This window comes from Exiguobacterium acetylicum DSM 20416 (assembly GCF_000702605.1).
Classification (GTDB): Bacteria; Bacillota; Bacilli; order Exiguobacteriales; family Exiguobacteriaceae; genus Exiguobacterium_A; species Exiguobacterium_A acetylicum.
Genome location: NZ_JNIR01000001.1, coordinates 2,089,870 through 2,101,820, shown reverse-complemented (window position 1 = coordinate 2,101,820; position 11,951 = coordinate 2,089,870). Strand labels below are relative to the sequence as shown.

Here is an 11,951-nt window from a genome sequence, read left to right as displayed (position 1 = left end):
GTTAAACATTTCGAGTGGACGACGATATATAGAGTGGAAGCAGTCATCGACTTAATCCACCGTGTCACCATTGGGCCGGCCAGGGGGCACATCTCGGCGAAGACGGATCTTCAAAGAGACAAAAAAATTATCCTATGGAGGGAAATTATAATGATTATCAATCACAACATTACAGCGCTTAACACGCACAACAAATTGTCTGCAGCTTCTGCAGCGCAAAGCAAATCAATGGAGAAACTTGCTTCAGGTCTTCGCATCAACAAAGCTGGAGACGATGCAGCAGGTCTTTCAATTTCTGAAAAAATGCGTGCTCAAGTTCGTGGACTTGATCAAGCTTCACGAAATGCACAAGATGGTATTTCAATGATTCAAACAGCTGAAGGAGCTTTAAATGAAGTACACGCAATTTCTCAACGTATGCGTGAGTTAGCGGTTCAAGGTGCTAACGAAACAAATAATAGCGATGATAAAGGCGCGATTCTAGATGAATTAGAGCAGTTAGAAACTGAAATCAATCGTGTTTCTAAAACTACAGCATTCAACGATAAAAAATTATTGAATGGTGATCTATCTGCTAAGCTAGATTCAACTTCTGAATTAAAAGTAGGTACTGCAGCAGGTGCAGGTTCTGTAATTTCTGCAATTGATGTATCTGGAGCTTTAGCCAATCGTGACTATCAGTTTTCATACGATGATACGACTGATAAGTTAACGTTAACAAGAAGTGGAGATAACGTTGCTCAAACTATTACGTTACCTGCTACTGCTGGCGACTCTAAAACCCTATCGTTTAATGAATTGGGAATTAGTTTAACAGTTAGTGGTACAACTACAGCAGACCTTATTGGTGCAGCATTAGAAACAACAGCTACTGATACGATTAAAACTGCAGCAGGAAGTGGAGCGGCAGAATTTTTAATTGGTACAAAAGGAGGATCAGATGAAACTCTATCTGTATCTTTCGGAAAATACGACGCTTCGACAATTGGTAACATCGAATCTGCGAATGGTTCAGATACCATCGAACTAGCTTTAAATAAATTACAAGCTGCTAATGGATTAAGTAAATCTAATTTTGAAAACTTAATTTCTACAATGGATCGTTCAATTAAAGATATTTCAACACAACGTTCTTCTTTAGGTGCTAATCAAAACCGTCTAGAACATACAATCAACAACTTGAAAACATCGTCTGAAAATATCACAGCGGCTGAATCACGCGTTCGTGACGTTGATATGGCGAAAGAAATGATGAACCAAACAAAGAACTCGATTCTTGCACAAGCTGCACAAGCAATGTTGGCTCAATCGAATCAGACACCGCAGGGCGTTCTCCAACTCCTTCGATAATTGATTCTACCGGGCGTCTAATCTGGTAACGGATTAGAACATGACTGGGTGAATTGCTGGAACTCCTGAGAGCCTTGGTGTACGACAACGTGGCTGGAAACAGCGAGCGTGACCGTTCTGAAAAATATCAAGGATTGGACAATCAGCAGCCAAGCACCTGTAGGGAAACCTTGGTGAAGGTTCAACGACTAGGATAGACGACCTAATGGACTTGTCCGATGGTTATGAAATCCGTACTCCGTAAACGGCGGGGGAAGTGCCCAGCTCCTTGGATTTCAAGGATGAAGATATAGTCTTATCATTAGCGAAAGCTAATGCGCGTAGCAAGCGAACCAACAGCCGCAAGGCGTTCTCCAATTACTCCGTTAATCGTAATTGGCACATATCGATTGTTCAGGTCACGGACTCGTTCCGTGACCTTTTTTGTTATTGTTGTTTGACTAAAAGGTTTTATAAATCAATTAGTATAAAGAATTGAGCGATTACACCGATACACTACATAGAGAACAAAATAAGGAGTGACCGACTATGAATTCCATCAATACGGAAATTCGCCTTCATCTGCCTTCGAACGTCCTACCGTACGAAGCGACACGGAATGTGTTTGTGGAAGCGAATCAGGAAGCGTTAGCAGAAGAAGGAGTCGTCGTCCTACCGACACCCCAACACATTACGAAACTTGAAACAGCGATGGAACAAGCGAACATCAAACTTGAACTTCAACGGACAGGACTGAAGTTCGTTAAACATGAACAATTGAACGAATATTACATTCAAGTCGTTGATACGAATAATAACGTCGTGCAGGAAATTCCGAGTAAAAAGGAACTTGATTTTTTTGCGGCATTCATGGAATTTAATCAATTAATCGATAAACGGATTTAACCGAAAGGACTGATTGGATGGCAGGTATTCGACTGAGTGGTCTTGCAAGTGGAATAGATACAGAAACGATGATCAAACAATTGATGCAGGCGGAGCGAGCGCCGGTTGATCGGTTATCGCAAAAGAAACAGACGTTGACGTGGCAACGCGATGCGTACCGGGAGATAAACCGGGCGCTACTTGATTTCCGAACAGCGGCAAGTGACATGCTCTTATCAAAGAACTATCAATCGAAGACCGTTACGAGCTCGAATCCGACGGCATTGACGGTAACGGCGAGTCCAGCCGCATCAACTGGTAGTGTGACGATTGACAGTATTGATCAGCTGGCCAGTGCAGCATCCGTAACAATCGTTGCAGCAAGCGGGAAAAAGAGCGATGCGACCCTTGAAGAAAGTGGAATGTTCACAAAAGACGCGGACGGAAAAATCAATGTCCAAATCAACACATTTGATGCTTCAGGCGTAGCCGTGACGGAGACGTTACAGCTAGATGCGACTCAAAAAATTTCGGACTTAACAGCGGCAATCAACGGTAAAACAAGTCTCGGTATGAACGCGGTCTTCAATGATTTAACAGGAAAATTCGTCTTAACGAAAACGAGTACTGGTAACTTAAATCCCGCAGGAGCCGATATTTCTATCGTAGATGCTTCGACTAATACTGCGAAGGTCAATTCAGAGAATGCGACATTCGGCCGTGAAGGACAGAACGCCAAGTACACGATTGGTGGACAACAACTCGAACAAACAACGAATACGTTCACGCAGAACGGTCTGACGATCACGTTGAACAACGTCGCGACGACGGCAACAACGATCAATACGACGTTCGATACACAGAAAAACTTCGACTCGATCAAGAACTTCGTCGACAAATACAATGATGTCATCGATAAGATGAGCAAAAAAGTCCGTGAAGAAAAGTATCGTGATTTTCAGCCGTTGACGGACGCTCAGCGCAAGGAACTCAGCGAAGATGAAGTCAAGAAGTGGGAAGAGAAAGCGATGAGTGGTGTTCTGAAAAACGATAGCTACTTACAGGACGGCATGAATCAGTTCCGGAGTGCCATCTCGTCAAAAATCGATACCGGTTACTCGTATACGTCAGGTACGGATACGATTCAACTTCAGTACATGTCGCAAATTGGTATTACCTCGACGAGTGATTTCCGTGACGGTGGAAAGCTGAAAATCGATGAGACGAAACTGAAGAAGATGCTCGAAGAACAGCCAGAAGGCGTCTATAAACTATTCACAGCTGATGCACCTGAACCAACAAAAGATGGACAAGGAAATACCGTTCCGAATCCAAATGGACTCGACGGCTTTGTCCGTCAAATTCAAGGTTTCGCAACGACACTCCGCGATAAGGTTTCCGGAGTTGCTGGACGTGACGGAGCCGTTGCGACGACATATCGATTAGGAAAATCACTGGCTGATCTCGATAAAAGCATGCTGTCGTGGGAAGACAAGTTAAAACGAAAAGAAGACAGTTACTATCGCCGATTCGCGGCGATGGAACAAGCGATGAACCAAGCGAACAGTCAGTCGGCGACACTTGCTGGTTATCTCGGACAAGGACAATAACAAGGAGGAAACGCGATGAACCCTTATACTACGTATCAGACAAACTCGGTAACGACGGCGTTACCTCAAGATTTAACATTGATGTTATATGAGGGTTTGATCAAATTCTCGATGCTCGCGAAACGAGCGATCGAACAGAAAATGATTGAACAAAAAAATACGAACATCCAAAAAGCGCAAGCCATTATTAGTGAGTTGCAATTGACGCTCAATCAATCAATTGCCTTATCAAAGGACTTGAACAGTTTGTACGATTATATGCAAACACGCCTGATTGATGCGAATGTCAAAAATGACCTTGTTGCAATCGATGAAGTGATCGGTTTTGCGGAAGAATTCCGCGAGACGTGGAAAGAAGCGATGAAACTCGCACGGCAACGATGAGTCCGCTCGATCCGCTTCGCCTGAAGACAAAACGACTGATTGAACTGCTTGATCAAACGCCGAATGAAGAGACATATGACGAATGGATCGAGAAGATTCAAGGTCTCTTGAACGAACGGGAAGCATTCATTGCCGCACACTCGAATCTGCTGGCTGGTGCCAATCAAGCTGTCATCCAGGAACTCGTTGCTGATAGTCGGAAAATCGACTTGAAATTATCAGCGGAAACGGCTAAATTAGGGGTACAAATCAGTCAGTTGCGTCAGACGCAAACGAGTCGTAAATCGTACGTTGATCCGTATGAAGAAGTTGATCATAGTTTTTCACCGTATTTTGATTCTCGTCAGTAACTTTCTTGTGTGAGGGAGGGATCTTTCGTGACCAAGCGGGAAGACAAGAAGCGTCCCGTACCGCAGCCGTATTTCCAATCAGATGGCTCGTACGATCAGTTCATTGAACCGGACGTTGAATCGGAATCATGGGAAGAGTTCGAACGCCCTGTCTCCGATGCACCGGATGCCTATGAAGAAGAAAAATACCGTCGTGAGTCGTAAGCTTATGAAAAATGCCCTGTCCAAGCAAATGGACAGGGCATTTTGTCGTTTATTTAAAGCGGTAGGCGTTCTTCTCTTCCTGCTTAACGGTGTACATCGCTTCGTCCGCCCGTATCAAGAGTAGACTGGTCGTCCGTCCATCGTCTGGATAACGGGCGATACCAATCGACGGTGTCACTTGCATCGCCGTTGCGTCAAAAAAGAACGGATCATTTAAGCGGAGCAGAACGTTTTCTGCGTACGTAATCGTCTCGGCGCGACTGCGGGCGAGGAAGACGATAAACTCGTCACCACCGAGCCGCGCCGCCAAATCTTCATGCGTTAAATCGAGCTGCAGGCGACGTGCTGTCTCCTGGAGAACGTAATCTCCAGCATCATGCCCGTAACGGTCATTGATTTGTTTAAAGCCGTCGAGATCAATGAACAGTAGCGATCCTTCCGTCAGCGTTGCGAGCTGTGGACCAAGATAATCCTCAAAGTAACGCCGGTTCGGAAGTGCCGACAAGACATCGTGATAGCCGAGTTCCTGGAGCCACTTTTCTTGCGATAAGGCTTCGGTCAAATCGGACAGGATGACGTACAGATCAGCCTCACCCGGAATCGGGATTAACGTTACTTCGAACGTCCGTCCGTCGATGGGACGCATCAAGAGTTGCTTTTCACCGGTCTCAAGGTTTAGAAATGCCGCATTCAATTGCTCGACTAAGGCATCAGGAACGTAACCATGCGGGAAGTAACGTTCTGCTGCCGGGTTCATCGCTTTCTCATGCCCATTGCCATCGAGTCGAATGATTGGTTGTGGGTGGGCGAGGAACAGACGACGGTACTCTTCCTTCCGGAGTTCGAGTTGCGCTGTATGACGATCGATCCGGTGCGTCAGGTCAACCTCGAACGTCTCAAGTTCGGTCAGCAATTTTCGATTGAGCCGTTCGGAGAAAAACTGCCGGAACATAAACAACGAGAATAAGACAATCAGCGTCGGGAAGTAGACATCCTGCGCGATCGACAAGAACGTCACACCGGCAAGCAAGACGAGCAAACTAATATACGGTAAATAGGATCTTCCGAGTCGATCTCGTGCCGGCTGTTTCGGTGGGACATCCCTGAAGTAGACAGCAAGCTCAAACAGACTGACAGCGTAGAGCGGGAAGAAACAGGCGGCAAACGTCAATTCATTACGAATGAAAAATGTATAATACCCAAGATTCGCGACGATGAATAACATCATTGCGCGAATCAGTCGCTTATGGGTCGGACCGCGCAGTCCCGTCGCATACAAAATCAAAAAAAAGAACAACTGCGCAATAAAACTGATTGAATAGCCAAGCATGGCGACGAATTCGATGTCAGAGCGCGCGAACGTCGGTAAGTGCCTGAGGATGACCGTGTAGCCGAAGACGAAGACCATCCCGAACAAAAGCACACCATCGATGTACAGTAGCCGCGCATGACGAATGGACGACCAGTCGATCAGGCGAGCGAAGGCGATTGCTGTTAGCGCGAGAAAGGCAGTCAACGTCAAGTTGGCGGCGGAATCAACTTCCGGTGGATGCGGGAAGAAGGTCAGGATGAAATTGATCCAGAGGCCACTGGCGAACAAGAGAATCGCGATGCCAACCGAACGTTCCGAGTGTTTCGGGAAGAACCAACGCCTGGCTTTAACGGCGACGAAGGTAACGCCGAGTAACGTCGAAAGAACCGCGACGGGTGGAACGAATGGCGTTCCGCTGACGAGCAATATCAAACCGTAGCTCGTGAGTAGGTAAACAATGGGTAACGTCGGTCGCATCACAGACCTCCTTTCTCGAAGCGGTGTGTTGGCTTTTTTCGACGAGCGGTGAAAGAAATCCTTGCCCCGTCTGATGACGAACAAGGATTAGTCCTGCTCTTGCACCCATTCCCAGTGAATTCGTGCGTCTTTTTTAATTTTGTCAGTCGCCGTCTTGCTTTGGAACAAACGACTGTACCAGAGGCGAGCCGTGTCTTTCTCTTTCGTCACGGCGTACAGGTCAGCAATCCGTAGCAAGAGGACGTCTTCTGGAATCCCGCTCTCTTTGACGGACGTATAGTTGTCGTACAGCGGAAGATACTTCTCGATTGCTCGACTCGCCCAGAGTTGTTCATCGTCCGGTTGACCGGCCAAGCGGTGTAACCAGGACAAACGCACACCGAGCATCGCTTGGATCGCTGGCTTTTGTTCCGTAACTTGAGCCGTGTAGAGGCAAAGCTTATAAAGCTGAATTGCCTGCTCGATCGTCCGCTCGGTGCTAGCGAATGGTAGGACGGGGAGCGTTGGGAGGACGTGGTCCTGTAACGTCGTGCGCACATCTGGAGATAACTTCTCAAACGATTCGTGGAAGAAGAACCGGCAATGGCTACACTGGATCGGTTCGTAAAGGTAGACGTTGACGCCTTGATGGCGAACGAACCCATCGAAGTCGGTCGAAGCGACACGGATATGTCGCGACAGGACACGTTTCGTTTCCGTCGTCTTCAAGCAGAAGGGACAGATACATTTTTTAAGATATAGGTCTGGCATGTGGAGGAACTCCTCTAATCTGAATTAAACGAAGACGTTGACGAGCATGCCCTTGATCTCGCCGATTTGGTCGAGGATATCGAGACGGCGCGATTCACCAGAGATGACGGTATCCGTCAACTGGAGGAGCTTTGCGTCAACTTGTTCGACGACTTTATAAATCTTCGTCCGTCCGCGGCGGTTAAAGCCACGCTTCTCTTCGAGTTGTTGCGATTGGTCGAGGGCATCTTTTAGGAAGTCCTTGATTTTTTCTTTGTAGCTTTCGAGATGCTCGATCGTCTGGCTCTCAGCGAGTAATTGTCCGTGTTCTTCGACGAGCGCGAGCTTTTGTTGCAGGCGCTCATAACCTTTATGGTCCCGTTTCTCCTGCATCAAGGCAGAGAAGGTCGTTGACGCTTCGACTTCACGTGGACCGCCTTTTAAGGACTGTAGTCGTTGCGTTTCTTGGATGCGGCGGATATCCATCGGATCTGCCTCCTTAGTTGAGTAGTTGTAAGACCCCTTGCGGCAGGGCATTCGCTTGAGCGATCATTGCCATCCCCGATTGATTGAGGATGTTGTACTTCGCATATTCCATCATCTCCCGTGCCATGTCGGTATCGCGAATCCGTGACTCAGATGCGGTTAAATTCTCGACGCTGACACTGAGGACGGATGACGTTGCTTCGAACCGGTTCTGAATCGCACCGAGTTGTGCCCGTTGCTGTGAGACCGTATCGATCGCTTGCGTGTAACGACTGATTGCATCGTTTGCGTCCGTAGCTGTCATTACACTTAGCGCATACTCTGGTGCGTTACCGCTCGGGAAATCAAGCGGGCGAATCGACGGATCAGCTTGCGTTGTTGAACTGACATCAAGCGCAAGAGCTTGCATATCGTCAATCGTTATTGAGATCCCTTCGTTTGCACCAGCATTCGTTTGGATGAACAGGGCATTATCGGCATCGTTGAACTTACCGCTCAACAATTCCTTGCCGTTGAACTGTGTCGTCTTCGCAATCCGTGAGACTTCGTTCGTCAGCTGGTTAATTTCTTCTTGGATTGCAGTCCGGTCTTCTGTTGCGAGCGTACCGTTACCAGCTTGAACTGCCAGTTCACGCATTCGTTGCAACAGGTTATGTGTCTCACTCAAACCACCTTCAGCCGTTTGAATCATCGAGACACCGTCAAGGACGTTCTGTTCGGCTTTATCGAGTGCCTTCAAGCGATTTCGCATCTTCTCCGAGATTGCAAGACCAGCTGCATCGTCCGCTCCCCGGTTGATCTTCTGACCGCTCGACAATTTATCCATTGTCGTCTTGACATTCGTCTGATTGATGCTGAGGTTGCGATAAGCCTTCAAGGCTTGAACGTTATTGGTGATTCTCATTCGTATTCCATCCCTTCGTATCGTTGATGATGTACGGCGCGCGCAAGTGGTCGTTCGTCGGTTTGTGCCGCTTGCCAGGTGATGCGTAAGTCTTCTGCTAGTTCAAGCAACTCGTCTAAGACGCTCGGTGTCTTATAAACCTGTAACGTCTGCTCGGCGAGGTAGTGATAAAGCGCGTCGAGCTGTGCCGTGATGATACCGCCGTCGTCATGCAGTCCCGCCTGTAGTTTGTCGAGTAACTGATAAGCTTTTTGTAGGTGTTCGTTGACTTCATCGAAGCGGTTCGCGTCACGCGCAAGTATCGAGCGGTCATATTGGAGGACGAGTCCCGTCAGCATCACTTCCGTCAGCTGTTGTGGGGTCATCGCGTAAAGTTCTTGTTCTGTCATGTCTGCCGTCCTTTCGCGTTGTCGAGTTCTTCGATCAATAAGAGCAGTTCTGCCATCACGTCGTACAGTTGCGGGGGAATCGCTGTTCCGAGATCAAGATCAAGTAAGTGACCGAGCAGAGACGTATCGTGTTCGATCGCGACGCCGTTTGCTCGTGCTTCTTGTAGGATCCGATCGGCGGCTTGTCCGCTGGCCCGAGCGACGACGACCGGTGCTTGACCGGATGCTTCATCGTAGCGGAGGACGGCAGCGGTCTTGCGTCCGGTTAAATCGATTTTCTGATACATAACGGTCTCTCCTTTTTAGATACGATAGTCGTAGCCACGCGGTATCTCGTCTTGTTTGACGGTCTCCGTCACTTGCTCGCGCGTGAACGGACGGAACTGGATTCGGACGTCTTGGTAACCGGTCGCTTGCAAGGCATCCGTCGTTCGGTCGAGGAACGGGGTCGCCAGTTGTTCAAGAACTGGGAAATCATTTTCAATCGTGATCTGCATCTTTCGGTTGACGGTCTCAACGCGGACACCGATTTCACCGAGGCGCGGCGTATTGAGCTGGACATACAACGTATTGTTTTCCCAGTCGATCACTTCGTCCGGACGTTTATTTTGCAAGTGAACGTGGAGTCCTGCCGTCGCTTCGACGAGTTGGACCGGTAACGCCAGGAGAATCTGGTTCAACTGTTGCTGGCTATCCGGTTTATTGACTTGCTGTTGCGCTGCAAGGAACGTCTGCAATTTGGCGGCTTCGGGGTTCGCTGCCGGTGTACTCAGTTTCAGTTCTGCCGTCTGAAGCTGAAGCGTCTTTTGGACGGTTTCTTGCAAAAGTCGTGGGCTGTTCTGCTGCGGCTCATATGGAACGGCTTTTGTTGCTACTTGCGCTGGTAGCGTTGGTGCTTGCGGTGGCAGTCCTTGCATCTCCGGTAAGTAGGTCGGGCGGACGTTCGCCGGCGCATAACGGAAGGCTTCGAATGCGATCCGGACTTCCTGTAAGACGGCTTTTGCCTCTGTTCCGCGTCCGAGTAATGCCAGTTCCGCGCCCCGTTCGAGTTTCGATAAGAAATGAATCAGCTGTTTTTCATCTTTCATCGAGGTATGCAGTAAGGCATCTGTTTGCTGGAAGACTTGTTTTAAGCGTTGCGCCGTACTTTCGATAACGGCGACCATTTGGACGGGACGCGTCTCAACGAGTGGTTCGATCTGGCGAAGTTGCGAGACGATCGTTCGTTGTTGGCTCTTGAAATCATTCGTGATCTCAGCGAGCCGTGGCGTCACTTCGCGGACAAGCGTCAAGGCGGAACGGACCGGTGTCGTTTGCGCTGCTTGAGCTTCCGGTTGACTTGCCCGTGCCGTCAGACCGATCAGTTGCTCGCGGACGCTCGTCTTCGGCTCGAGTGGCGCTTGCGGGAAGTAAGGCGCGAGCTGTTTGCGGACTGTTTCGACATCGCCTCGTTCGAGCGTAGCGACGAGAGCCGGGCGTTTCTCTGCTGGTAGGTGTTCGATGTATTGCCGGATATGGAGTGGCGATGCTGTCTCGATCTCGCGTTGCGTTGGCAGGGTGACGCGGGCGACATCAAGCGCGACAGCTTTTTCGAACGTCGGCTGCTCCTTTAAGGCGTCTCGTTCCGGCAGGACGTCCGGATAATCTTCCGTCGTAGCCAGAAGACTCGCGATCAAGACGTCGGCGTCAACGGGCAGTGTCGTGTCCGGTCGCGACACGAGTTCGAGTGCTAAGTTTTTATAGGTTCCTTGCAGTGCCGTCACGAGCTGGGCGACGATTTCTGATGTTTGTGGCAACTGTCCGCTCGCCAGTAACTTTGCGACGGCCTGTTTCAGTTCCGCTGGTACGCCTTCAAGTAAGGCAGGATCGACGTTTGAGGGAACGGACAGGACAGGTGGGGTTTCCGCGTCTGGTGTCGCTGGAGTCAGCTGTTCGATCAGGTAACCTTCTGCGGTCTGTCCTTTGACCTTGAACTGAAAATCACCTGTCGGAACGTCGCCCGTGAAGGTCATCTCGATCTTATCCCGACCGACCTGGACGAGAGCCGTATGTGGACCGGTCTGCTCAAGGACCGTACCTTTATAGGTCTTCGTCTCCGAAAGCGGCGTCTGACCAGGGGATTGCGCCGGACGTGCCGGGTTCAATTGGATGTTCATCGAGAAGCCTCCTTGTTTTTTTAAAACTATCATCTCATTATATATCGGCAGAAACCAAAAAGGATTGAGCGAATTCATCGCCCAACCCTGATTTTTTTACGGTTAATCTTTAAGATTTGATTGCATTAAAGCGTTCCTCTAATGTCATCGCGTTCAATTGTTGATAACGAGCCATCAGCTCGCCAGTTGCTTTCATTTGGTTGCGGACGATGTAAGGAGAGGCGTTTACGGGAAGGATCATGCCATTACGAGTCTTGAGCTTCGTCTGTCCGTCTTCCTCGATGACTTCGGACATGTGGCTCCAAGCGTACCACTCGCAATCATCACGTTTCGGTGATTTCGTTGGGAAAAACACGAGGCCAAGTGTCGGTTCAATGACGACTGGGACTTTTCCTTTCACAGATGCGACACGTTTTGCTGTCACGATGCGTTCCTCGATGGAACTGTTGTATTGCCTGCAGGAAAGCTGCAGTAGTTGATACGGCCGAAGCGGTGTCATGATGGTCGAGCCATCCTCGAGTACGATGATGGATTGCTTCATCATGTCGTAGCACGGGAGAATCGCCACCGTCCGTTTCGTGATTCGATACTTTTCGTCATTATGGAATGGTCGCATTCGACTACATCCTCCTTAAGATAGGACAATGGATAAAATAGGTAATTACTAACGATATAATACAATAATACAACTGTAATGACAACGTAATTTTTTAAAATATAGACCAATAAGTAGGGA

The 11,951-nt window shown here is 48.7% G+C and carries 14 protein-coding genes; 6 read left to right on the top strand and 8 right to left on the bottom strand.

Features of this window, described 5'->3' with window-relative positions; genetic code table 11:
- Positions 1–150 precede the first annotated feature (150 nt).
- The 6 genes from P401_RS0111200 to P401_RS18690 all read left to right on the top strand — a co-directional run bounded on the left by P401_RS0111200 (position 151) and on the right by P401_RS18690 (position 4,762).
- Positions 151–1,350 carry a flagellin N-terminal helical domain-containing protein gene (locus P401_RS0111200; RefSeq protein WP_029342513.1) on the top strand — a complete coding sequence of 400 codons (1,200 nt, stop codon included), beginning with the start codon at positions 151–153 and terminating at the stop codon, positions 1,348–1,350.
- A gap of 528 nt (positions 1,351–1,878) precedes the next feature.
- Complete coding sequence (locus P401_RS0111195) at positions 1,879–2,235, top strand: flagellar protein FlaG (RefSeq protein WP_029342512.1); 357 nt, start codon at positions 1,879–1,881, stop codon at positions 2,233–2,235.
- A gap of 17 nt (positions 2,236–2,252) precedes the next feature.
- On the top strand, positions 2,253–3,824 hold the full coding sequence (fliD, locus tag P401_RS0111190; protein WP_029342511.1) for a flagellar filament capping protein FliD: 1,572 nt from the start codon (positions 2,253–2,255) through the stop codon (positions 3,822–3,824).
- Between the two features lie 15 nt (positions 3,825–3,839).
- Positions 3,840–4,208, top strand: a complete 369-nt coding sequence (gene fliS, locus P401_RS0111185) for a flagellar export chaperone FliS (protein WP_029342510.1) — start codon at positions 3,840–3,842, stop codon at positions 4,206–4,208.
- Positions 4,205–4,558, top strand: a complete 354-nt coding sequence (locus P401_RS0111180) for a hypothetical protein (protein ID WP_029342509.1) — start codon at positions 4,205–4,207, stop codon at positions 4,556–4,558. The genes fliS and P401_RS0111180 overlap by 4 nt, the downstream gene beginning before the upstream one ends.
- A 27-nt stretch (positions 4,559–4,585) precedes the next feature.
- The gene (locus tag P401_RS18690) at positions 4,586–4,762 is read left to right on the top strand and encodes a hypothetical protein (protein ID WP_169738097.1); all 177 of its coding nucleotides are present in this window, start codon (positions 4,586–4,588) and stop codon (positions 4,760–4,762) included.
- A gap of 49 nt (positions 4,763–4,811) precedes the next feature.
- On the opposite strand, the gene P401_RS0111170 is transcribed toward P401_RS18690, so the two are convergent.
- The 8 genes from P401_RS0111170 to P401_RS0111135 all read right to left on the bottom strand — a co-directional run bounded on the left by P401_RS0111170 (position 4,812) and on the right by P401_RS0111135 (position 11,831).
- Positions 4,812–6,551, bottom strand: a complete 1,740-nt coding sequence (locus P401_RS0111170) for a sensor domain-containing diguanylate cyclase (protein ID WP_152548193.1) — start codon at positions 6,549–6,551, stop codon at positions 4,812–4,814.
- Positions 6,552–6,638: 87 nt separating this feature from the next.
- Positions 6,639–7,301, bottom strand: coding sequence for a DUF2225 domain-containing protein (locus P401_RS0111165; protein ID WP_029342507.1), 663 nt, complete (start codon positions 7,299–7,301; stop codon positions 6,639–6,641).
- Positions 7,302–7,325: 24 nt separating this feature from the next.
- A complete protein-coding gene (locus tag P401_RS0111160; RefSeq protein WP_029342506.1) occupies positions 7,326–7,766 on the bottom strand; it encodes a YaaR family protein in 441 nt (146 codons plus the stop codon).
- Positions 7,767–7,779: 13 nt separating this feature from the next.
- Positions 7,780–8,670, bottom strand: a complete 891-nt coding sequence (locus P401_RS0111155; protein WP_029342505.1) for a flagellin N-terminal helical domain-containing protein — start codon at positions 8,668–8,670, stop codon at positions 7,780–7,782.
- The gene (locus P401_RS0111150) at positions 8,667–9,059 is read right to left on the bottom strand and encodes a flagellar export chaperone FliS (RefSeq protein WP_029342504.1); all 393 of its coding nucleotides are present in this window, start codon (positions 9,057–9,059) and stop codon (positions 8,667–8,669) included. The genes P401_RS0111155 and P401_RS0111150 overlap by 4 nt, the downstream gene beginning before the upstream one ends.
- Positions 9,056–9,346 carry an EscU/YscU/HrcU family type III secretion system export apparatus switch protein gene (locus tag P401_RS0111145; RefSeq protein ID WP_029342503.1) on the bottom strand — a complete coding sequence of 97 codons (291 nt, stop codon included), beginning with the start codon at positions 9,344–9,346 and terminating at the stop codon, positions 9,056–9,058. Before P401_RS0111145 ends, P401_RS0111150 begins: the two co-directional genes overlap by 4 nt.
- A gap of 15 nt (positions 9,347–9,361) precedes the next feature.
- Positions 9,362–11,215, bottom strand: coding sequence for a hypothetical protein (locus P401_RS0111140; RefSeq protein ID WP_029342502.1), 1,854 nt, complete (start codon positions 11,213–11,215; stop codon positions 9,362–9,364).
- 109 nt (positions 11,216–11,324) lie between these two features.
- The gene (locus P401_RS0111135; RefSeq protein WP_029342501.1) at positions 11,325–11,831 is read right to left on the bottom strand and encodes a competence protein ComK; all 507 of its coding nucleotides are present in this window, start codon (positions 11,829–11,831) and stop codon (positions 11,325–11,327) included.
- Positions 11,832–11,951: the final 120 nt, after the last annotated feature.